Below are 21,112 nucleotides of genomic sequence, written 5' to 3' on the forward strand. Positions count from 1 at the left end.
AAGGTGTATCTGCGGCTACACACTCCCTGTCATCGCCCGGCTTGACCGGGCGATCCAGTATTCCGAGACAGTTATGATTGAACCGAGAAGCTGCGGCGTACTGGATTCCCCGCTTTCGCGGGGAATGACAGTGGCGCTGGGAGGACGAAGCCGTCTCATACTCCGTCATTGCGAGCGCAGCGAAGCAATCCAGTCTGCCGCCGCGGAGGGATTTTGGATTGCTTCCGCCTTCGCTAAAGCTTCGGCGGACAAGTCGCTGCGTTCGCAATGACGATGTGGAGTGAATGTGCGCCACACTCCGCTCTCGTGCCCCGGACGCAGCGCAGCGCCCTTGCGGTGCGCTGCAGAGCCGGGGCCCAAGTCGCGACATGGGACCGTGTCGCCATCTGGATCCCGGCTCTGCGCTGCAACGCTTCGCGCTGCAGCTTGTCCGGGACATGAGAGACGAAATTGTCCGCAGGTTCAGCGCAAGCTCCGCGCGCGGAAATGGCGCGTGCCTCACCCCTGGTTCGCGACGCGCGCGCGGTCGAGATGTTCCTCGATCTTGGGACGGTCGCGGGTGCGCTCGAAACTGGTACAGAGCAGTTCGGTCTCCTCGAGCGAGACCGGGGCGCGATACAACCGGCACATGAATTCGGCCGTTGCGCGTCCCTTGCCGGTACCCGGCCCGCGTTCGGCGAGAAACATGCAGTCCCGGCAGATGCTGGCATCGAGCCGCTGATGTGCCGCGTCGAGGTGATTGAGGATCTCGCGCAGCGAATCGCGCAGCCTGACGCACTCGTCGGGTCCGAGAGCCGTGACTGCGTTCAGCACGTGATTGATCGGATCGTGCTGGCTCAGGCACTTCTCGCCCTGCGCAGTGACGTGCAGCACGACAGAACGCTTGTCTTCGTGCGACGGCTTTCGCACCAGGAAGGACTTGCCCTCCAGCGTCTTCACGATCTGCGATGCAGTCGCCCTGGTGGCGCCGATGAAGCCGGCGAGCGCGGATGGCGTGCGCGAAAACCTGTTGGCACGGCCGAGAAAGCGCAGCGCCATCCATTCCCGGTCGCGCAACCCATGCTGATTGCCTTCGAAATACCAAGCCCTCGCCGCCTGAACCAGCAGCTCGACGGCTTCTCTTGCCAATGGCATGAATTCCTACCTTGCCCGGGGAATAACGTCTGCGGCGCCCCGGAGCCGCCTTCCGTCATCGCGAACGGGCCGTTTGCGAGAAGCCGCGCCACCCGCAATGTCCGACACATGCCCCGTGCTCTGCTCCCGCGTGAAGACACGGGCCGCCCGGCGCCCGACCGGGACCGATGGGCACTGCGGGTTATGACGCGGGAAGCGGTGTTGCTGATGGTATGCCATTCGCGGCGTCGTCGCACGGGAGCCCGAGTAGCCGTCGCCAGCAGACGATGGATCGGAGTAGTTCAACCGAAGCCCCTAAGGTTCAAGTCACACGCAGACGTTTCTTATCTTCGACGAAACGATGAATGAGCTTCTCAACAAAATCAAGTAGAGACCCTCTCGGAGACAGGATGTCGTCGCAGGCGAATGTAACGTTCAAGACAATCTCGCTCTTCGGGGACACATGATGGTGAACACAATACGCTGTCCCACCAGCAACATGCACGCGACTATGCGACAGTTTCATTGCACGGCACGTTGCCGGCTGCCGTTGATGCAAGCTGATCGAAGCTTGTGCATGACGACGATGTGCGTCGGCATGTCATCCACAACTTGTGCGTTCTGCCAAGAATCGCTCGAGGGAACTCACAGGAAATACACGCGTCGGTTGTCCGGTCTGGATCGAAGAATCGCCGGTTCAGCCGCTTTCGGGGCGGTTGCCTCAGCCGAACGGTGGAGGCGATCACGGCGGAAAACCGGAGATGGCCGCGCAGGCATGCGCTGGAAGTGTGGCGGCATGCGCAATCGCCTGTCGAAAACAACGAGCAAGGTCCGATCGCGGGACGACTCAATCTGAGACTTGCTAGTCGCCCTTGAGCATATCCCGCAGTTCGCGAAACGGATCGGCGCTCGGCGGAGCCGAGGCGTCCTGCCGCATCGCGCCGTAGATTCTCGGAACCATGTCGACGGCCTGATCGAGACCCGAATCACGTCCCGTCTGGTATCCGCCCATGAGGCGAAGGTCGCGCGTGTCCTCGTATTTGGCGATCATGGCGCGCAGCTTGCTCACCAATTCGCGCTCTTCGGGGTCCCAGACGTTATGCGCGAGGCGGGAGACCGAACCCAGAACATCTACCGCCGGGTAACGCGCCTGGTCGGCGATGTGCCTGGAGAGCACGATGTGCCCATCGAGTGTGCTGCGGATGGTATCGGCGATCGGTTCGTTGTGATCGTCGCCGTCCACCAGCACGGAGAAAATCCCGGTGATCGTTCCGGATCCCTCCTCGCCGGGTCCGGCGCGCTCCAGAAGGCGCGGCAGATCGGTGAAGACGGTGGGTGCGTAGCCGCGCGCGACCGCGGGCTCACCGGCGGCGAGCGCGACTTCCCGGGCGGCGTGGGCGAAGCGGGTGATCGAATCGACCATGAGCAGGACCGATTCGCCCCGGTCTCGGAAATATTCGGCGACCGCCATGGCCGTCTTCGGCGCCAGTCGCCGCATCATCGGGCTCTCGTCGCCCGTCGATACGATCGTGACGGCACGGTGACGATCGGCGCCGAGCACGTCCTCGATGAATTCGCGCACCTCGCGGCCGCGCTCGCCGACCAGGGCCAGCACGACGGTGTCAAAACCCTGACTGCGGGCGAGCATCGCAAGCAGCGTAGATTTACCGACGCCGGAGCCGGCAAAGATGCCGACACGCTGGCCCGCGCAGATCGGGGCGAACAGGTCGATGACGCGTACGCCGGTGCGCAGCGGCTTGTGGACCCGCGCGCGCTTCATGGCCGAAGGCGCCTCCGCCTCGGCCGAGACCGGACGCGACCCGGGGGTGAGAGGGCCCTGTCCGTCCAGCGGCGCCCCGAGCGCATTGATGACGCGGCCCTTCCAGCTCGGATCCGGCGCGAAGGACAGGGGGGGCATCCGATAGGCGACCGAGCCGAGGCCGCCGGCGAACTGCCGGTCGAACGGCTTGGCGATGATGCCCTCGCTGTCGATCCGCACCACCTCGCCGATCTGGGGCTTGCCGCCGGAGTTGACGCCGATCAGTTCGCCGAGCCTGACGAAGCGCGACAGGCCGGAGACGCGAAAATGCGTCGACGCGATCTCGGAGATCGCGCCGCTGACGCTTGCCAGGGGAGTGCTCTGCTGAAGCTCCAGCAGCGCCCACTCAAGTTGCCGAAGAGCGTTCAAGGAAACCGTCCAACCTCATTGCGCGCGGGGCGCAGTCTATTTGCCGGGCTCGCCCAGCGTCCGGATTGCGTTCTGAAGCGAGCTCTCGGTGCCCTCGATCATCGAATTGGTGCCGTCGAAGGCGCGCGAGGCCGCGATCAGCTTCGTCAATTCCATCATCGGATTGGCGCCCGAGCCCTCGACATAGCCCTGCTTGAAGCCGTCGCGAGAGAAGTCGGCGATGGCGGTCGCAGGCCGGTTGGGCGTGACGCCCGAATTGCCGTAGCGGTCGAGACTGGCGTCGGCGGGAATGTTGAACAGGCCGATGGTGCCGATCTCGTTGTTGTCCTGGGTGATCGCGCCGCTGCGCGCGATCGAGACCGGTCCGCCGTTCGGATCGAGGGTGATCTGCGCGCCGCCGGAATCGATGACGGGGAAGCCGGACACGGTCTGAAGGTCGCCATTGGCGGCGATCTGGAGACGGCCGTCGCGCGTATAGACCGTGCCGTTCGGACCGGCGAAGGCGATCCAGCCCTGTCCGACCACGGCGACGTCGAGCGGGTTGCCGCTCTCGGTGATGCTGCCCATCTCGCGCGAGATGATGTTGTCGCCGGGCGAGGAGAAGGCGACCGGGTTCGCGCCCGCCTTGGACAGCACGGTCTCGAACTTCACCACGTCGGTGCGGAACGCCGCCGTGTTGACGTTGGCGACGTTGTTGGCGATCGTCTGGAGGCGTTTTTCGAGGGCGACCTGCGCCGACAATCCTACGTAGAGGGCCGATTGCATGACTTACCTGTTGAACTTGATGTTCTGAAGTGTCGCGAGCACGTTGGTATCCATGCCGACCGACGTTGTGGCGCCGCCGATCAGGACCAGCGCCGGGTTGGTCGAGTTGTCGCTCTGGGCCTGGGTCGCATCCCACATCGCCGCGAAGCGCTGCACGAATTTGGTGACCTTGGCCGGATCCTGGAAATCGGTGAGCTCGATCTTGCTCGTGATCATCTTGGCCTGGGCATCGATATCAGCCGAGCTGATTGTCGACGGCAGGCCGAGCGCCGTCTGGACCACTTGCGTAATCGCCTTGTCCGCGAGGATCTGGTAGGAATTGGTGATCGTGGAGGCCTTGCGCGTGAAATAGAGCGCCAGCCGCAGGCCCTCGTTCTGGTCGCCGGCCTTCTCCTCCATCGTCTGCGTGACGTATTGGGTCGCCGTGCCGGTCGTGGCCGCCGCGGTTTGGGTCGCCTTGTCGCCGAGGGCGGCAAAATTGAAGGCGGCCGCGAATTGCCGGTAGCGGGTGTCGGTCAGCTTGTTGGCGAAGGTCTTGTTGTCGGCGATACCCTCGGTCAGCACCTTGCGCATGAACGCCTTGGCATAGGCCATGTCGCTGAGGCCATACGCCTTCATCGCGTAGGAGTAGAGACGATAGTCCTTCAGGAAGTCGTCGATGGTCTTCACGTTGCCGATGTGGCTGAGGAAATAATCGGTGTCGCGGCTAACGTCAGGCTGCGTCGCGACCTGTGTCAGCGACTTTCCCATGTCCTTGGTCAGTCTGGTGTAGTCCGCGATGGTGGATAGCATGACACGCGCCCCTCTGGCCGCTCTCGCGACGTCGTCCCAAGCTGCCGTGAATCGCTTGCGCGAGGCTGGCGAGGGGGAAGCCAGCCTCGCGCAAGGCTCGCCGACTAGATATTCCCGATGGATCGGTGATGGAGCGGCGCGTTGGGCAGTTTCGTGGGGATCGTCATCACGGTAGCGGCACTGCTGGGCGGATTCGCCGCCATGGGCGGGCATCTGGGCGTGCTGATGCAGCCGTGGGAGTTCGTGATCATCATGGGCACCGCGGCCGGCACCTTCATCATGGCCAATCCCTGGAAGACGGTCGCGGATACCGGGCTTGCCTGCGTGCAGGCAGTGACGGGGGCGGTGCCCGGCCAGCGCTACTATCTCGATCTGCTCGGTGCGTTGCACGCGCTGATGCGGGAACTGCGGGGCAAGGGCCGCAACGAGGTCGAGGCGCATATCGACGATCCCGCGTCCTCCGAGATCTTCAAGGCGTTCCCGAGCGTGCTCGGAGATCCGTCGCTGCTCCAGTTCATCTGCGACTACGTCCGCCTCATCATCATGGGCAACGCGCGAACTCACGAGATCGAAGCGCTGATGGACGAGGAGATCCACACCATCGTGAAGAGCAAGTTGGCGCCCTACCACGCGCTGGTGGTGGTCTCGGAAGCGCTGCCTGCGCTCGGCATCGTCGCCGCGGTGCTCGGCGTCATCAAGGCCATGGGCGCGCTCGACCAGTCGCCAAAGCTGCTGGGCGGCTTCATCGGCGCCGCTCTCGTCGGTACGTTTGCCGGTATTTTCCTGTCCTACGGCATCATTTCGCCCTTCGCGATGAAGGTGAAGATGACGCGCGAGAAGCGTTGCCGGCCCTACATCATCGTCAAGCAGACGCTGCTGGCGTTCATGAACGGCGCCATGCCGCAGATCGCCGTCGAGCACGGCCGCAAGATGATCGCGAGTCCCGAGCGGCCCTCGATCGACGTCGTCGAGAACGAGACGATCGCGGGCCCCAAGGCGGTCATGACCGAGGTTGAACCGAAGGCTGCGCGCGCATCATGATGGAAGCCCTCGACGTCGATCAGCGCAAGCCGCTGCCGAACTATCTGCTGGACGCCGCCGGCATCTCGATCGAGCGCATGCCGATGCTCAATGTGATCTTCGATCGCATGGCGGCATCGTGCACGGACAGCCTGCAGCCGATAGCGGGAACGCCGTGCTATTTCTCGGTCAACGGCATCACCAACGATCGTGTCGGCGACATCATCAAGGACTACGAGGCCAACGCGGTTGCGGCTGTGCTCTATGCCGAGCAGTGGGACTCCCGCATCATCATCATGCTCGACCGCGACTTCGTGTTCACCATGGTCGAGGCGATGTTCGGCTCCGATGGCGCCGAACCGCCGCTCGACGTCGAGCGCAGCTTCTCGAACATCGAGATCCGCCTGGTCCAGGCGTTGTTCGAGCGGTTCGCCAAGGCGCTGCAATCCGCTTTCGCCGGCACCTCCAACGTCACCTTCCGCGTGGAGCGGGTCGAGACCGCCATGGCCTCGCTGGCGATCGGGCGGAGCGGCAACATGTCGATCTGCGCGAACATCATGCTGCAGGCACTCTACCGCGGCGGCCAGATGTTCCTCATCATTCCGCACTCCGCGCTCAACCCGCTGAGGCAGAAGCTCGCGACCGTCGTCGTCAGCGACGGCCGCGCGGCCGATCCGCGCTGGCGCGAGCAGATGGAGACCGAGGTTCACCGCACCGAGGTGACGCTGAGCGCCGTGCTGGACGAAAAGATGATTTCGCTCGGCGACGTCGTGAAGTTCCAGGTCGGGCAGGTGCTCGAACTCGAAGCCACGCCGCGCACGCTGGCTCGGCTCGAGAGCAACAACCAGGTGCTGTTCTGGTGTCAGATCGGCCAGCTTGATGGCTATTACGCCATGCAGGTGGCAGATCCCGTCGATCAGAAACGGGAGTTCGTCGATGATATCCTATCTCGTTGATGCCGTGCTGCTGATCGCGCTCGCCTTCACCAGCATGCGGGTGACCCGGATGCATCGCGAGCTGGCGCGGTTGCGCAGCTACCAGGGCGAGTTCTCGACCATCGTCCAGGAGACCGCGGGCGCCTTCGACACGGTCATCACCGCGGCGCATGATTCCACCGCAAATCTCGGACGGCTCGCCAACGTGCTGAGCACGAAGATCGATCAGGCCCACGAGGCGATCGCGGCGCTGGATGCGAGGAGCGGGCTCGCATCCGCGGCGACCGCGGGCGGCGCCGACGTGAACAAGCATTGAAGTCGAAGCCGGCGGAATAAATACGACCGGAACGTCACGGCGCTCCGGGAGCGGAAATACCAAGAGGCGATACCAGATGGCGCAATCCTTCGACTATGAGTCAGCATCGGCGTCCGACGACGGGCATGCCGAGACATCTCCGCTGGAGCGGCTGGCGGAGATCGCCGCGCGCACCGCGGAGGAGACCGGCAAGTTCGCCAATGTCGATGCCATCCTGCGCATTCCCGTGACCATGCAGGTGGTGCTGGGATCGGCGACCATTCCGGTGGCAAACCTGATGAAGCTCGGCCGCGGCGCGGTGGTTCCGCTCGACCATCGGGTCGGCGAACCCGTCGACGTCGTCGTCAACGGCCGCGTCGTCGCCCGCGGCGAGGTGGTCGTGGTCGAAGAAGACAATTCCCGCTTCGGCGTCTCGCTCACCGAGATTGTCGGGCCGTTGGGGCAGGGTGATACCTGACCATGGCGGCACAGGTCGGCATGGCTCCCATCAAGCAGCGCGGCGTTGCCACGCTGGGTGGAACGGAGAAGGTCGCGGCACTCCTGCTCGCCATGGGCCGGCAGGCGGCCGCGAGCGTGCTCGCGCAGTTCGAGCCGCAGGATATCCGCACCGTTACGAAGGCCGCGGCCGAGCTGCGGCCGATCACGGCGCAGGAACTCGAAGCGATCGTCGAGGAGTTCGCCCAGCAATTCTCGATGGGCGCCAACATTCTCGGTACCCTTGGTGGCCTCGAAGCCGTGCTCGGCGACGTGCTTCCGGCCGACCAGGTCTCCGCCATCATGTCGGACCTGCTCGGCAATTCGAGCCGGTCCGTGTGGGACCGCGTCTCGTCCGTGTCGGAAAACTCGCTGGCAAGCTACCTCTCCAAGGAGCATCCGCAGACCGCCGCGCTCATCCTGTCCAAGGTCAAGCCGTCCTGCGCCGCCAAGGTCATGAGCCAGCTGCCGTCGAGCCTGCGCAACGAGCTGATGCGGCGCGTGCTCAGCCTCAAGCCGATCGTCGACGACGCCATGAGGGTCCTCGAGAAGACGCTGCATGAGGATTTGACGCTGAACTTCGCCCGCAACCTCGGCGCGGACACCTATGCCCGCGTCGCCGACATCATCAACAAGATGGAGCGCGGACACATCGAGGACATGCTGAAGAGCCTGTCGGAGAAGCGGCCGAAGTCGGCCGAAGTGTTGAAGGAATTACTCTTCACCTTCGACGACGTGACCAACCTGACGCCGAAGGCGCGCACCATGATCTTCGACCAGGTGCCGACCGATCGCATCGTCGTCGCGCTGAAGGGCACCGACAAACACTTCCGCGAGATGATCCTGTCCTCGGTGGCCTCGCGCGTCCGCCGGGTCGTCGAGCACGAACTCGCCATTGGCGAACCGTCGAACCAGCGCGACGTGCTGGAGGCGCGGCGCGTGATCACCGACCTGGCGCTCGACCTCGCGGAAAAGGGCGAAATCGAGCTCAACCCCGAGCAGGAGGATGAGCTGGTCTTCCGCTGACCGCTGAACCGGCATGGCAGAAACAACCGATCAGGAGAGCAAGACAGAAGAGCCGACTGAGAAGAAAGTCCGCGATGCGCTCGAACAGGGCAAAATCCCGGTCTCTCGGGAGGCTTCCATCTTCGCCTCGATGGCCGCGCTGATGGTGATTCAGGCGTTCCTGATCGGTCAGGGCGTGCAGCAATTGACGCCGATGCTGACGGGCTTCCTCGACGATCCCGACGGCTTCCCTCTCAGCACCGGGGCCGACGCCCAGAATCTCCTCATCGTGGTCGGGCTTCAGGCACTTCGGTTCCTGACGCCGCTGGTCGTCACCCTGGCGGCGTTCGGGCTCGCAGCCTCGCTGTTGCAAAATGCTCCCAGCCTGGTGCTCCAGCGCATCACGCCGGACCTTTCGCGAATCTCTCCGCTCAGCGGCTGGAGCCGGCTGTTCGGATCGCAGGGCCTCGTCGAGTTCGCCAAGTCGCTGTTCAAGCTCGCCGCCGTGACTATCGTCGTCGCGTTCGTGCTGCGCTCGTCGGAAGCGAAGGCGTTCGAGGCGATGTACACCGATCCCGTTGCGCTGCCGGAGATGATACTCAACATCGCCATGCGAATCGTCTCGGCGATCTGCATCGCAACCATCGTCCTGGTCGCGGTCGATCTGGCTTGGGCGCGCTTCCACTGGCGGCGCGAACTGCGCATGACGCGGCAGGAGATCAAGGACGAGCACAAGCAGGCCGAAGGCGATCCGCTGATCAAGGCGCGCCTGCGCTCGCTGGCGCGCGACCGCTCGCGCCAGCGCATGATCGCTTCCGCATCGCGCGCGACGCTGGTGATTGCGAACCCGACGCATTTCGCGATCGCGTTGCGCTACAATCGCGAGGAAAACCCTGCGCCGATCGTCGTGGCCAAGGGCATGGACGTGATTGCGCTGAAGATCCGCGAAGTCGCCGAGCAGAACCGGATTCCGGTGATCGAGAACAAGGTGCTGGCGCGCGCGCTCTACGAGGCGGTTCAGGTCGACCAGGTGATTCCGGCGGAGTTCTTCCGGCCGGTCGCCGAGATCATCTACTTCCTGCAGTCGAAGCAGACGCCGCGGTCCGAGAAGGTCCAGTAGAATTCCGAGGACGACGTCTGTTCCATCAGCCTGACGAAAGCTTGCGACCCTAAGGTTACACCGTCTGAACCAGAATGGTGCTGCCGTGGGACCGCTCTATCTCTTCGAACTCGCATCGTCGCAGGCGCGATACCTCGAGCTCCGCCAATCGACGATCGCCACCAACGTGGCCAACGCCAACACGCCGGGCTTCAAGGCGCGCGACGTCGAGCCCTTCAACAAGGTGCTGGACGGCATGCCGGTGAGGCTCGCGACGACGTCGCCGTCGCACATGCAGCTCTCCGCTGCCGAGAGCAACACGCGGGCGACCGCGAAGAAGGACAGCTGGGATGTGGTTCACTCCGGCAACTCCGTCAGTCTCGAGCAGGAAATGATCAAGGGTAGCGACGTCAGTCGCGACTACTCGATGAACTCGGCGGTCGTACGGTCGTTTCACCGCATGCTGCTGTCGAGCGCAAAGACCTGAGGTGAACTGACATGCTGGACTCACTCCAATCCTCGTTGACGGTCGCGAGCTCCGGGCTCGAAGCGCAGTCGACGCGCATGCGCATCGTCTCGGAGAATCTCGCCAACGCGACGGCGACGGGGCGCACCGCCGGCGCCGATCCCTATCAACGCAAGACGATCACCTTCGATGCCGCGATGGACCGCGCCTCGGGCGCGCAGCTGGCGAAGGTCAAGGAAATCGGGGTCGACACCACGCCGTACCGCGTGGAGTACGAGCCGGGGCATCCCGCTGCCGACAAGGCCGGCTACGTCAAGCTGCCGAACGTCAACATGATGATCGAGATGGCGGATATGCGGGAAGTCAACCGGTCCTATGAAGCCAATCTCCAGGTCGTGAAACAGGTGAGATCGATGCTGGGCATGACCATCGACCTGCTGAGGAGCTGACAATGCTTGAAGCAATTTCATCCACTGCGATTTCGGCCGGGCAGGCGGCAAGCCGCGCGACCGAGACGCAGGCCATCTCGCCGGCGGCGACGCCCGCGATCCAGTCCGGCGGCGACGTCGGATTCGAGTCGGTCATGAAGCAGGTGACGACGGACGCGATCGGGACGCTGAAGGCGGGCGAGGCGGCTTCGATCTCGGCGATGCAGGGCAAGGAATCGACGCGGCGCGTCGTGGAGGCGCTGATGTCGGCCGAGCAGGCCTTGCAGACGGCGGTCGCAGTTCGCGACAAGGTCGTGCAGGCCTACCAGGAAGTCGTTCGGATGTCGATCTGATCAAGGAGTGACGCTGTGAAATCGCTTGCTATCGCGGCCACGGGCATGAACGCCCAGCAGACCAACATCGAAGTCATCGCGAATAACATCGCCAACATCAACTCGACGTCGTACAAGCGGGCGCGTGCCGAGTTCACCGATCTGTTCTACCAGATGGACCGCATGCAGGGCGTTGCGAACACCAGCGGCTCCTCGCCGATCCCGGAAGGCGCCAATCTCGGCCTCGGCGTCAAGTCGGCGGCGATCCGCAAGCTGCACATCCAGGGTGCGCTCACCCAGACCGGCAATCCCTACGACATGGCGATCAACGGACGCGGCTGGTTTCAGGTGCTCGGCCCGAACAACGAGGTGCAGTATACCCGCGCGGGCTCGTTCAACACCAATGCCAACAGCCAGCTCGTCACGACCGACGGCTATTTGCTGGATCCGGCGATCACGGTGCCGCAGGGAACGGTCCAGGTCACGGTCAACCAGACCGGACAAGTGTTTGCGAAGCTCGATACGGAAGTGAACCCGAGGCAAATCGGCCAGCTCAATCTCGCCAATTTCGCCAACGAGGCCGGCCTCGAACCGCTGGGCAGCAATCTCTATCGCGAGACCACGGCGTCCGGCACGCCGGTCGTCGGGCTGCCCGGCGATTCCGGCTACGGCAAGATCAACCAGCAATATCTCGAAGCCTCGAACGTCGACCCGGTCAAGGAAATCACCGAGTTGATCTCTGCCCAGCGCGCCTACGAAATGAATGCCAAGGTCATCCAGGCCTCGGATGAAATGGCCCAGACGGTCTCGAAGGGCATGCGCTAGTTCCGGTGTATCCATGTTGAACAGGATGGGCTCGATCGTGCGCGGGTTGGCCGCCGTGCTGCTGGTTCTCGTCTCGGCGCGTCTCGCCGCGGCCGAGGAGAAGCGGCTTCCGGTGCCGGCCGTCTCGATCCGCGCCGGTGAGCTGATCCGGGACGATATGATCACCGAGCGCGCCTTTGCGCCGAACGTGCTCGGCGTCGCCATGTTCATCGAAGGCCGCCAAGTCCTGGTCGGCCGCATGGCGCGCCGCGCGCTGCTGCCCGGCCAACCGATCCCGACCAACTCGGTGGAGGATCCCTGGACGGTCGCCCGCGGCGCGATGGTCAAGGTCGTGGTCGAAGACAGCGGCCTGTCGATCGTGACCTACGGCTCTGCGATGCAGTCGGGCGCGCCCGGCGCGCTCATTCCGATACGAAACACCGATACGGGTGTGATCATCAGGGGCGTCGTCCAGCCGGACGGCACCGTCAAGGTCGTGGACGGGTCATGACCAGAGTCCTGCTTGCGCTCGTCCTGCTCGTTTCCGCCGTCAGCGCCCAGGCCGCCGTCCGCATCAAGGACATTGCGGACATCAAGGGATTGCGCGAGAACCAGATCGTCGGCTACGGCCTGGTCATCGGCCTGAACGGCACCGGCGACACACTCCGCAATGCGCCGTTCACGGAGCAGTCCCTGCAATCGATGCTCGAGAACATGGGCATCAATGTCAGGAACGAGACCACCAGCACCAACAATCCCCCGCGTCCGACGACGCTGCGCACGCGCAACGTCGCGGCCGTGATGGTGACCGCGGACCTGCAGCCCTCGATCGGTGCGGGCGAGCGCATGGACGTGACCGTGTCGTCGCTCGGCGATGCGACCTCGCTGCTCGGCGGCACCCTGGTGATGACGTCGCTGCGAGCGGCGGACGGCGCGGTCTATGCAGTGGCGCAAGGCGCGGTCACGGTCGCCGGTTACAGCGTCGGAGGCCAGGCCCAGAGCGTCAGCCAGGGCACGCCGACCGCCGGCCGCATCCCGAACGGCGCGCTGGTCGAGCGCGAGGTGCAGGGTAGTCTCCATGAAATGGAGTATCTTGTGCTGGAGCTCAAGAACCCCGACTTCGTCACCGCAACGCGAATCCTCGACGCCATCAATCGCTACGCGGGCGGGCGCTACCGCGCGCAGATCGCCTTCGAGCGCGACTACCGCACGATCGTGCTGTCGAAGCCGCGCCACATCGGACCGGTCCGCTTCCTTGCCGAAATCGGTGAGCTGACGGTCGAGCCGGACACGCCGGCGCGGGTCGTGATCAACGAGCGTACCGGCACGGTGGTGATCGGACGCGACGTACGGATATCGACCGTTGCCGTGACGCACGGCAATCTGACGGTCCGCGTCACCGAGCTTCCCGTGGTGTCGCAGCCGGCGCCGTTCTCGCAAGGGCAGACGGTGGTCGTGCCGCAGACCGTGGTCGAGGCCAACGAGGCCGGATCGCAGGTGGCGATCCTGAGCGGCGTCGATCTCCAGCGCCTGGTGCGCGGGCTGAACCAGATCGGCCTGAAACCATCCGGCATCATCGCGATCCTCCAGGCGATCAAGACGGCCGGCGCGCTCCAGGCTGATGTCATCGTGCAATGACGCGTAAGCGCCGTGCAAGCTTGGTCGCTCAATGCTCTGGTCTCGACGAGAATCGCGCGGGCCGATGTTGAAGCTGGATCATAAAGCCAAACTCCTCCTCCTGGTCGCGGCTTCCGCGCTCGCGAGCGCTTCGCCCGTTCTGGCGCTGGATGAGGCGAAGCCGTCGAAGCCGCTCAACCTGTTGTCCTTCGCGCGCGCCCGTGCGCCTGGCCCGCAGAAGCCGATCTCATCAATCCCGAGCGACAATGCATCGATGCGGGCGACGGCGTGGGCAGCCGAAGATTCGGGACCTGCGACCACGGGAGCCGTACCGGCCCCCGAGAAGCCGGTGCCAGCACCCACAGCCGCGCCGCGACCGGCCAAGCCCGGCAGCGTCACGGCGCCGCCGAAGCCGGTGCCACCCCAGGCCGCTGCAACCGCGGACAACGAAGTCGCCCTGTTCTGCAGCAATGTCGCCGACCCCGCCGCCGATGCAAGGCTGGCTTGGCAGCTCAAGGAGCTGGAGAAGGCCGAGAACCAGCTGCGCGAGCGGATCGCCGAGGTCGAGGCCAAGCGCGCGGAATATGAGAAGTGGATGGCGTTGCGCGACGACTTCCTGAAGAAGGCCGAAGCGAGCGTGGTCGAGATCTACTCGCGCATGAAGCCGGACGCCGCGGCAACCCAGATCGCCGGGATGGCGGACGAGACGGCTGCGGCCGTGCTCGCAAAGCTCAGCCCGAGGAGCTCGAGCGCAATCTTCAACGAGATGGAGACGGGGCGCGCGGCGCACCTCGCCGATCTGCTCGGCGGGATGCGTCGCGTGGATGACGGAAAGACCAAATAGATGAAAAATCTGATCCTCATCCTGTCGCTGTTATCGCTTGGCGGATGCGTCACCGATCCGGCCGAAGTCCTGACCGGCCCGCGATTGTCGCCGGTCGGGAGCGGCCTGAGGACGCAGGCCGATCCGATTCCGGTGACGCCCCGCATGCGCTCACCCGTCAGCTATCGCTCGACCTGGGACGATGGCACCGATCTCTACCGCGATCCCCGTGCCCGGCGCACCGGCGACGTCGTGACAGTCATCATCTCGATGCAAGACAAAGCCAAACTCGACAACAAGACCGACCGCTCGCGCGATTCACAGATCAAGTTCGGCCTCGATTGGCTGATGGACGTCGCGGGATGGCAGGACAAGGGCTCGACGAGCGCCAACCTCAACACCAACACCCAGATCAAGGGCAACGGCCAGATCGATCGCACCGAGGACATCAAGCTGTCGATCGCAGCCATCGTCACCGACGTGTTGCCGAACGGCAATATGATGATCAGCGGCTCGCAGGAATTCAAGGTCAACACGGAAATGCGCGTGCTCAACGTCGGCGGCATCGTGCGTCCACGCGATATCTCGCGAACCAACACGATCTCCTACGAGAAGATCGCCGAGGCGCGCGTGGCCTATGGCGGTCGCGGAAATCTGTCTGACGTGCAACAGCCTGGATGGGGACATCGGATTTATGACGCCGTGGCACCGTTCTGAGATGCGCGGCCGTCGGGCGGCGTCACGAGGGCAGGGGACGTCATGCGCCTGATTGCGGCCATCGTGGTGCTGACCCTGATCGCGATAGGCGCGGGCGCGCTTGCCGGCCTGCATCTGTTTGCGGCCGCCGAGCGCGTCGCCGATGCGAAGAAAACCGCCACGCCGCCACCTCTTGCCTCCAGCTACGCCGGCAGCGCGCGGCTTAGGAAGCTGTCCCCGATCGTGACCAATCTTGGCGCGCCGGCCAACAACTGGGCCCGCATCGAAGCCTCCATGGTGACCGAGAGCATGAGCGACGAGGATGCCGGCATCCTGGCGGCCCATATCAGCGAGGACATCGTCACCTATCTTCGGTCGGCGACGGTTGCGCAGTTCGAGGGATCGCGCGGGCTTCAGCATCTGCGCGACGACCTGACCGAACGCGCCAATATCCGCTCCTCGGGCAAGATCCGCGAATTGATCATTGAGACGTTGGTGATTCAGTGAAACTGAGTGTCCTGCTGCTTGCGTTGCTCCTGGTCGTGCTGCCCGAAGTGGCACTGGCCCAGATTCCGGACCTCAATTCGCTGCTGCCGCCGGGCAACGGCTCGACCAGCGCCCGGATCATCCAGTTGATGGCGGTGATCACGGTGCTGTCGGTGGCGCCGGGACTGCTCATCATGGTGACGAGCTTCACGCGATTTGCGGTGGCGCTGTCGTTCCTGCGCGCCGGTCTCGGCCTCCAGACCACGCCGGCCAACCTGGTGCTGATCAGCCTCGCGCTGTTCATGACCTTCTACGTGATGGCGCCGACTTTCGACCGCGCCTGGGAAACCGGCATCCAGCCGCTGATGAAGAACGAGATCTCGGAGGAAGAGGCCTATCTGAAGATCACCGATCCGTTCCGCGAATTCATGCTGGCCCATGTTCGCGACAAGGATCTGCAGACCTTCGAATCGCTGGCCGCGGAGAGCTTCCGCAGGAAGTTCGACGACAAGCGCGTCGACATGCGCGTTATCATTCCGGCCTTCATGATTTCCGAGCTCAGGCGTTCGTTCGAGATCGGATTTCTCATCATCCTGCCGTTCCTCGTCATCGACATGATCGTGGCGACGCTGACCATGTCGATGGGCATGATGATGATGCCGCCGACGATCCTCGCACTGCCGTTCAAGATGCTGTTCTTCGTACTGATCGACGGCTGGAACCTGCTCGCTTCGGGGCTGGTGCGGTCGTTCTCGTAACGGCAACGATCGCCAGTGGGATGGTTATGGTTAGCGAGAAGTACCGGTCTATGGTTAGCAATAGGTACTGTTAACCATCTGATTTTACAACGTAATTCAAGGCGATCTTAATCTGCGCGCAAGATTCGGCGTGTTAGCAATGCGGCACGGCGGGTTGGACCCCACCCACGTCAGTCCAAAGGCATGATGCCGCCCCTCCGTACCGGTGAAAGCCCGGTATGTCCCCTCGTGAAAATGTAACGCGTACATAAAGGGACATTCGCAATGTCAAGCCTGCTTACGAACTCGACCGCCATGACCGCACTCCAGACCTTGCGGTCTGTGAGCTCGCAGCTCTCCACCACGCAGACCCGCATCTCCACCGGCCAGCGCGTCTCGACCGCTTCGGACAACGCTGCCTACTGGTCGATCGCGACCTCGATGCGCGCCGACAACGCCGCGCTCTCGGCGGTTTCCGACTCGCTCGGTCTGTCGGCCGCGACCGTCGACACCGAATATACCGCTCTCACCACGGTCATCGGCGACAAGGACTCCGGCCTGACCAAGCTCCAGTCCCTGCTGGTCGAAGCCAAGACCGCCGGTATCGACCGCAGCAAGATCCAGGCCGACGTCACCCAGATCCAGCAGCAGATGAAAGCGACAGCCAGTGCGGCGACCTTCAACGGCATCAACTGGCTGAGCACGTCCGCCACGACGCCGACGACCTTCAGCCTGGTGTCGTCGTACTCGCGCGTCGGCGGTACGCCCACCATCGGCTCCATCACCGTGACGACCGCCAACTACTCGCTCTATACCTCGACGCAGACCGGCATTCTCGACACGGCCGGTTCGAGCTCTCCGTCGATCAACACGATGAGCATCTCCGCGCTGACCGACTCGGCAGCTGACCAGACCACGCTCGATGGCTACATCGCGCAGGTCACCGCCGGCATCAACTCGGTGGCCTCGGCCGCCGCCAATCTCGGTGCCGTCAAGAACCGCCTCTCGACCAACACCGACTTCGTGAAGTCGCTGATGGACTCCGTGGACCGCGGTATCGGCCAGCTCGTCGACGCCGACATGAACCAGGAGTCCACGCGCCTGTCGGCCCTCCAGGTCCAGCAGCAGCTCGGTGTGCAGGCGCTCTCGATCGCCAACAACAGCAGCCAGAGCATCCTGTCGCTGTTCCGGTAAGCCTCAAACGATCTTGGGGAGGGCCGCGCTTCTCACGAGGCGCGGCCCTTTCATTTTGGCGTGACGTCGCGCGCGCCATAATTGCGGCCGTCCTGTTGCGGCCAAGACACAGAGCCACAAGCCTCGCACAAGCTTCGCGGGCTATCGTCACCGTTACGACAGGTTGGGCCCGCTTTACGCCGCCCAAAGGCATGACGCCGCCCTGCCGTACCGGTGCAAGTCCGGTATGTCCCCAAATTTAATTCAATCTCCAAAGGGACATCAAAATGGGTTCTAGCCTCCTCACCAACTCGTCTGCAATGACCGCGCTGCAGACCCTTCGCAACGTCAGCTCGCAGCTCGCGACCACGCAGAACCGGATCTCGACCGGCATGCGCGTGTCTACGGCCTCGGACAACGCTGCCTACTGGTCGATCGCGACGTCGATGCGCTCCGACAACGCCGCGCTTTCCGCGGTCTCCGACTCGCTCGGTCTGTCGGCTGCGACCGTCGACACCGAATATACCGCTCTGACCTCGGTCATCGGCGACAAAGACTCCGGCCTGACCAAGCTCCAGGCGCTGCTGGTCGAAGCCAAGACCGCCGGTATCGACCGGACCAAGATCCAGGCCGACATCACCCAGATCCAGCAGGACATGAAGCTCAAGGCCAACTCGGCGACCTTCAACGGCATCAACTGGCTGAGCACGACCGCCACCACGCCGACGACCTTCAACCTGGTGTCGTCGTACTCGCGTGTCGGCGGTACGCCCACCATCGGCTCCATCACCGTGACGACCGCGAACTACTCGCTCTACACCTCAACGCAGACCGGTATTCTGGACACGGCGGCCAGCACGACCTCTCCGTCGATCAACACGATGAGCATCTCCGCGCTGACCGACTCGGCGGCTGACCAGACCACGCTCGATGGCTACATCGCGCAGGTCACCGCCGGCATCAACTCGGTGGCCTCGGCCGCGGCCAATCTCGGTGCCGTCAAGAACCGCCTCGCGACCAACACTGAGTTCGTCAAGACCCTGATGGACTCCGTGGACCGCGGTGTCGGGCAGCTCGTCGACGCCGACATGAACGCGGAATCGACCCGCCTTCAGGCGCTCCAGACCCAGCAGCAGCTCGGTGTTCAGGCGCTCTCGATCGCCAACCAGAACAGCCAGAGCATCCTGTCGCTGTTCCGCTAAGCCGCGGCTTCGAAAACGACCGTGCTCCTCGGGGAGCACGGTCTCCGCCATGAACGGCGGATCTGACGGCACACGACGTGTCCATATCGATCTCCTGACGCCACATTCCAGGCAACACGCCGTCGCCGATCGCACCGCGATGCGACCGGCCGTCCGGTTGTTGCCGACGCGCGCGATTGCGTCACTCAGTCTCTTGTAAAATTGCAACGCCTCGCCGGCGAACCGACACATTCGTTGTCTCGCGCAACCTTCAGACAAGGTTGGCAGCAGAGTGTCCTCTACGTTCGCATTGGTACGAGGTCACATGCTGCTCAGTCGTGCGCAGGTACAACAACTGCTCAACAATCTGCTGGAGCTTGGGCCGCGACGCCTGATGGCCTTAGGATTGATCGGTTTCGCCGTTCTCGTCACCGTCGTCGGCGGCGCCTATTATCTGAGCCGTCCCGAGTTTGAGACGCTCTATACGGGCCTTTCCCGCGAAGACGTGACGCGCATGGGTGCCGCGCTGCGCGAGCAGAACATTACCTTCGACGTCAATACAGCCGGCGACGCGGTCTCCGTGCGTCCGAGCCAGACCATGCAAGCGCGGATGCTGCTCGCCGAGAAGGGGCTGCCGACCAGCGCCAATTCCGGCTACGAGCTATTCGACAAGATCGGCTCGCTCGGTTTGACCTCATTCATGCAGGAGGTCACCAAGCTCCGGGCGCTGGAAGGCGAAATCGCCCGCACAGTGCAGTTGATGAAGGGCGTGAAGGCGGCGCGGGTGCATATCGTGATGCCGGTGCGGGGGTCGTTCCGCGCGACGCAGCAGCCGCCTTCGGCATCGGTCGTGCTGCGCACCGACGGCGCGATCGAGGCACGCACGGCGCAGTCGATCCGTCATCTCGTCGCGGCGGCCATTCCGGGCATGAGTCGCGACAAGGTCACGGTGCTGGACGCCGACGGTTCGATGCTGCTTGCCGAGGAGGACGAGGCGACTGCTGCTCCGACCAAGATGGCGAGCCTGCAGAAGACGGTCGGCGGGATGGTGCAAGAGAACATCCGCAAGGCGCTGACGCCGTATCTGGGCCTCGACAATTTCGAAGTGAGCGTTGCATCGCAGCTCTCCACCGACAAGCGGCAGATCAACGAAACCGTCTACGATCCCGAAAGCCGCGCCGAGCGTTCGGTCCGGAACGTCCGCGAGAACGAGAAGTCCCAGAACGCAGACCGTTCGCAGCCGACCACGGTGCAGCAGAACCTTCCCGACCAGCAGGTGAATGCCGGCGGCACCAAGAATTCCAGCGAGGACAAGACCCGCCGCGAGGACGTCACCAATTTCGAGGTCTCGTCCAAGACCACGACGACGGTGAGCGACGGCTATTCGGTGAAGAAGCTGTTCATTGCCGTGCTGGTCAATCGCGCACGGCTCATTGCCGACCTCGGGGACAAGAGCAACCAGGCCATCGTCGACAGCAAGCTCGCCGAGATCAGCCAACTCGCGGCCACGGCCGGCGGGCTGGACAAGGCGCGCGGCGACCAGATCCAGGTGACGGCCGTCGATTTCATCGAAGGCTCGCGTGAACTGGCGCCGGTGCCGCCGATCAGCTTCGTCGAGATGATCAACAAGCAGCTCGGCAGCGTCATCAACGCGGTCACGATCCTGGCGGTCGCTTCGATGCTGGTGTGGTTCGGACTTCGTCCTGCGGTCAACGGCATTTTGACCCATCGTGCGGCGCAGGAGCAGACCGATGCGGCGGAAGCTGCCCAGCTCGAGGCGGCCGCAGGCGCCCTTGCATTGGCGGACAGCGAGGAGGCCGAGCTCAACCTGGTCGAAGACCTCGAAGGCAAGATGCAGCGAACGCCGCAGAAGCGGTTGGAGCAGATCGTCCGTCTCGATCAGATGCAGGCGGCAGCGATCCTTAAAGACTGGATGCGACGCGAGGAGGCGGCATGAACGCGGCAATCGGAAAGCTCCTGACGCAGTTCGACGCGAACGGGCGAGTCAAATCGCCTCCGCCACCACCGCCGCCCAAAATCCAGGATGTGCTGACGAGGCCGAAGGAAGGCCGGCGGGAGCCTCAGCCGCAGCCCCAGACCCATTCGCAACCGCAGTTGCAGCCGCAGCTTCAGTCGCCGCCTCCGGCGCCGAAGGCGGAAGCCCCGGCGGCCAATCTCCTGGACGATGCCTTTCGGCGCGGCCATGCGGCCGGCGTAGCGGAGGGCGAGTCCAGGATCGCCGAGGAAAGAGTTCGCAGCGCGATCCGGCTCGGCGAAGAGCGGGCCAAGTGGTCTGACCAGCAGGCGGTTGCGGTCGTCAGCGGCTTCGAGACGGCTTGCCGCGAAATCGAGACCAACATCGCGAGCTCCGTTGCGCGGATATTGCTGCCGTTCCTCGCCGATGCGGTCCGCGACAAGGCGATCGGGTCGCTGGTCGAGCAGATTGCGGCGCTGACCGGCAATTCGCCGGTGCCGGTGTTCAAAGTCACGGGCCCGAGCGAACTGCTCGACCTGGTGAAGACGCAGCTCGGGACGGCTCGGCGAACGGGCTTCGAGTATGAGGCCGCCGATACTTTTGAGGTTCGCGTCGTGGCCGACCAGACCGTGATCGAGACGCAGATCACGGCCTGGAGCGAGCGCCTGAAAGAGGCGCGCCGGTAGT

The 21,112-nt window shown here is 64.0% G+C and carries 24 protein-coding genes and 1 pseudogene; 21 read left to right on the forward strand and 4 right to left on the reverse strand.

Annotated elements, in window-relative coordinates; genetic code table 11:
• Positions 1–271, forward strand: a pseudogene (locus C7G41_RS38115) (hypothetical protein); the annotation flags it as partial.
• Positions 272–498: 227 nt separating this feature from the next.
• Here C7G41_RS38115 and C7G41_RS29150 read toward each other — a convergent pair.
• The 4 genes from C7G41_RS29150 to C7G41_RS29165 all read right to left on the reverse strand — a co-directional run bounded on the left by C7G41_RS29150 (position 499) and on the right by C7G41_RS29165 (position 4,858).
• Positions 499–1,134, reverse strand: coding sequence for a MarR family winged helix-turn-helix transcriptional regulator (locus C7G41_RS29150; RefSeq protein ID WP_007595918.1), 636 nt, complete (start codon positions 1,132–1,134; stop codon positions 499–501).
• 841 nt (positions 1,135–1,975) lie between these two features.
• Complete coding sequence (gene fliI, locus C7G41_RS29155; RefSeq protein WP_106945758.1) at positions 1,976–3,301, reverse strand: flagellar protein export ATPase FliI; 1,326 nt, start codon at positions 3,299–3,301, stop codon at positions 1,976–1,978.
• A gap of 36 nt (positions 3,302–3,337) precedes the next feature.
• Entirely contained in the window at positions 3,338–4,066 is a 729-nt protein-coding gene (flgF, locus tag C7G41_RS29160) for a flagellar basal-body rod protein FlgF (RefSeq protein ID WP_106945759.1), read from the reverse strand.
• A 3-nt stretch (positions 4,067–4,069) separates the two neighbouring features.
• Entirely contained in the window at positions 4,070–4,858 is a 789-nt protein-coding gene (locus tag C7G41_RS29165) for a DUF1217 domain-containing protein (RefSeq protein ID WP_106945760.1), read from the reverse strand.
• 141 nt (positions 4,859–4,999) lie between these two features.
• Between C7G41_RS29165 and motA the strand changes: the two genes are divergently transcribed.
• The 20 genes from motA to C7G41_RS29265 all read left to right on the forward strand — a co-directional run bounded on the left by motA (position 5,000) and on the right by C7G41_RS29265 (position 21,111).
• Entirely contained in the window at positions 5,000–5,899 is a 900-nt protein-coding gene (gene motA, locus C7G41_RS29170) for a flagellar motor stator protein MotA (protein WP_106945761.1), read from the forward strand.
• A complete protein-coding gene (locus C7G41_RS29175) occupies positions 5,896–6,834 on the forward strand; it encodes a flagellar motor switch protein FliM (protein WP_245446762.1) in 939 nt (312 codons plus the stop codon). Before motA ends, C7G41_RS29175 begins: the two co-directional genes overlap by 4 nt.
• Positions 6,815–7,129: a hypothetical protein gene (locus tag C7G41_RS29180; protein WP_018453958.1), complete on the forward strand. Its 315-nt coding sequence runs from the start codon at positions 6,815–6,817 to the stop codon at positions 7,127–7,129. The genes C7G41_RS29175 and C7G41_RS29180 overlap by 20 nt, the downstream gene beginning before the upstream one ends.
• 76 nt (positions 7,130–7,205) lie before the next feature.
• Positions 7,206–7,586: a flagellar motor switch protein FliN gene (gene fliN / locus C7G41_RS29185; RefSeq protein WP_106945763.1), complete on the forward strand. Its 381-nt coding sequence runs from the start codon at positions 7,206–7,208 to the stop codon at positions 7,584–7,586.
• Positions 7,587–7,588: 2 nt separating this feature from the next.
• Positions 7,589–8,629 carry a flagellar motor switch protein FliG gene (locus C7G41_RS29190; protein ID WP_106945764.1) on the forward strand — a complete coding sequence of 347 codons (1,041 nt, stop codon included), beginning with the start codon at positions 7,589–7,591 and terminating at the stop codon, positions 8,627–8,629.
• 13 nt (positions 8,630–8,642) lie between these two features.
• Positions 8,643–9,728, forward strand: coding sequence for a flagellar biosynthesis protein FlhB (flhB, locus tag C7G41_RS29195; RefSeq protein ID WP_106945765.1), 1,086 nt, complete (start codon positions 8,643–8,645; stop codon positions 9,726–9,728).
• Positions 9,729–9,813: 85 nt separating this feature from the next.
• Positions 9,814–10,194, forward strand: coding sequence for a flagellar basal body rod protein FlgB (gene flgB, locus C7G41_RS29200; protein ID WP_245446764.1), 381 nt, complete (start codon positions 9,814–9,816; stop codon positions 10,192–10,194).
• 11 nt (positions 10,195–10,205) lie between these two features.
• On the forward strand, positions 10,206–10,622 hold the full coding sequence (gene flgC / locus C7G41_RS29205; RefSeq protein WP_106945767.1) for a flagellar basal body rod protein FlgC: 417 nt from the start codon (positions 10,206–10,208) through the stop codon (positions 10,620–10,622).
• Positions 10,623–10,624: 2 nt separating this feature from the next.
• Positions 10,625–10,954 carry a flagellar hook-basal body complex protein FliE gene (locus C7G41_RS29210; protein WP_106945768.1) on the forward strand — a complete coding sequence of 110 codons (330 nt, stop codon included), beginning with the start codon at positions 10,625–10,627 and terminating at the stop codon, positions 10,952–10,954.
• A gap of 15 nt (positions 10,955–10,969) precedes the next feature.
• Complete coding sequence (gene flgG, locus C7G41_RS29215) at positions 10,970–11,758, forward strand: flagellar basal-body rod protein FlgG (protein WP_007595892.1); 789 nt, start codon at positions 10,970–10,972, stop codon at positions 11,756–11,758.
• Between the two features lie 13 nt (positions 11,759–11,771).
• Positions 11,772–12,248 (forward strand): flagellar basal body P-ring formation chaperone FlgA, encoded by a 477-nt coding sequence (gene flgA, locus C7G41_RS29220; RefSeq protein ID WP_199198669.1) that lies wholly within the window; start codon positions 11,772–11,774, stop codon positions 12,246–12,248.
• On the forward strand, positions 12,245–13,375 hold the full coding sequence (gene flgI / locus C7G41_RS29225) for a flagellar basal body P-ring protein FlgI (RefSeq protein WP_106945770.1): 1,131 nt from the start codon (positions 12,245–12,247) through the stop codon (positions 13,373–13,375). Before flgA ends, flgI begins: the two co-directional genes overlap by 4 nt.
• Positions 13,376–13,439: 64 nt before the next feature.
• Entirely contained in the window at positions 13,440–14,198 is a 759-nt protein-coding gene (locus C7G41_RS29230) for a MotE family protein (RefSeq protein ID WP_199198670.1), read from the forward strand.
• The gene (flgH, locus tag C7G41_RS29235) at positions 14,199–14,894 is read left to right on the forward strand and encodes a flagellar basal body L-ring protein FlgH (RefSeq protein WP_106945772.1); all 696 of its coding nucleotides are present in this window, start codon (positions 14,199–14,201) and stop codon (positions 14,892–14,894) included.
• 42 nt (positions 14,895–14,936) lie between these two features.
• Positions 14,937–15,380 carry a flagellar basal body-associated FliL family protein gene (locus C7G41_RS29240; protein WP_106945773.1) on the forward strand — a complete coding sequence of 148 codons (444 nt, stop codon included), beginning with the start codon at positions 14,937–14,939 and terminating at the stop codon, positions 15,378–15,380.
• Positions 15,377–16,117: a flagellar type III secretion system pore protein FliP gene (fliP, locus tag C7G41_RS29245; RefSeq protein ID WP_106945774.1), complete on the forward strand. Its 741-nt coding sequence runs from the start codon at positions 15,377–15,379 to the stop codon at positions 16,115–16,117. Before C7G41_RS29240 ends, fliP begins: the two co-directional genes overlap by 4 nt.
• Before the next feature lie 264 nt (positions 16,118–16,381).
• Entirely contained in the window at positions 16,382–17,290 is a 909-nt protein-coding gene (locus C7G41_RS29250) for a flagellin (RefSeq protein ID WP_106945775.1), read from the forward strand.
• Between the two features lie 266 nt (positions 17,291–17,556).
• Positions 17,557–18,471, forward strand: coding sequence for a flagellin (locus tag C7G41_RS29255; RefSeq protein WP_106945776.1), 915 nt, complete (start codon positions 17,557–17,559; stop codon positions 18,469–18,471).
• A 304-nt stretch (positions 18,472–18,775) separates the two neighbouring features.
• Positions 18,776–20,407, forward strand: coding sequence for a flagellar basal-body MS-ring/collar protein FliF (gene fliF / locus C7G41_RS29260; protein ID WP_199198671.1), 1,632 nt, complete (start codon positions 18,776–18,778; stop codon positions 20,405–20,407).
• Positions 20,404–21,111 (forward strand): hypothetical protein, encoded by a 708-nt coding sequence (locus C7G41_RS29265; protein ID WP_106945778.1) that lies wholly within the window; start codon positions 20,404–20,406, stop codon positions 21,109–21,111. The genes fliF and C7G41_RS29265 overlap by 4 nt, the downstream gene beginning before the upstream one ends.
• Position 21,112 lies beyond the last annotated feature (1 nt).

This window comes from Bradyrhizobium sp. MOS002 (genome assembly GCF_003020115.1).
GTDB lineage: Bacteria > Pseudomonadota > Alphaproteobacteria > Rhizobiales > Xanthobacteraceae > Bradyrhizobium.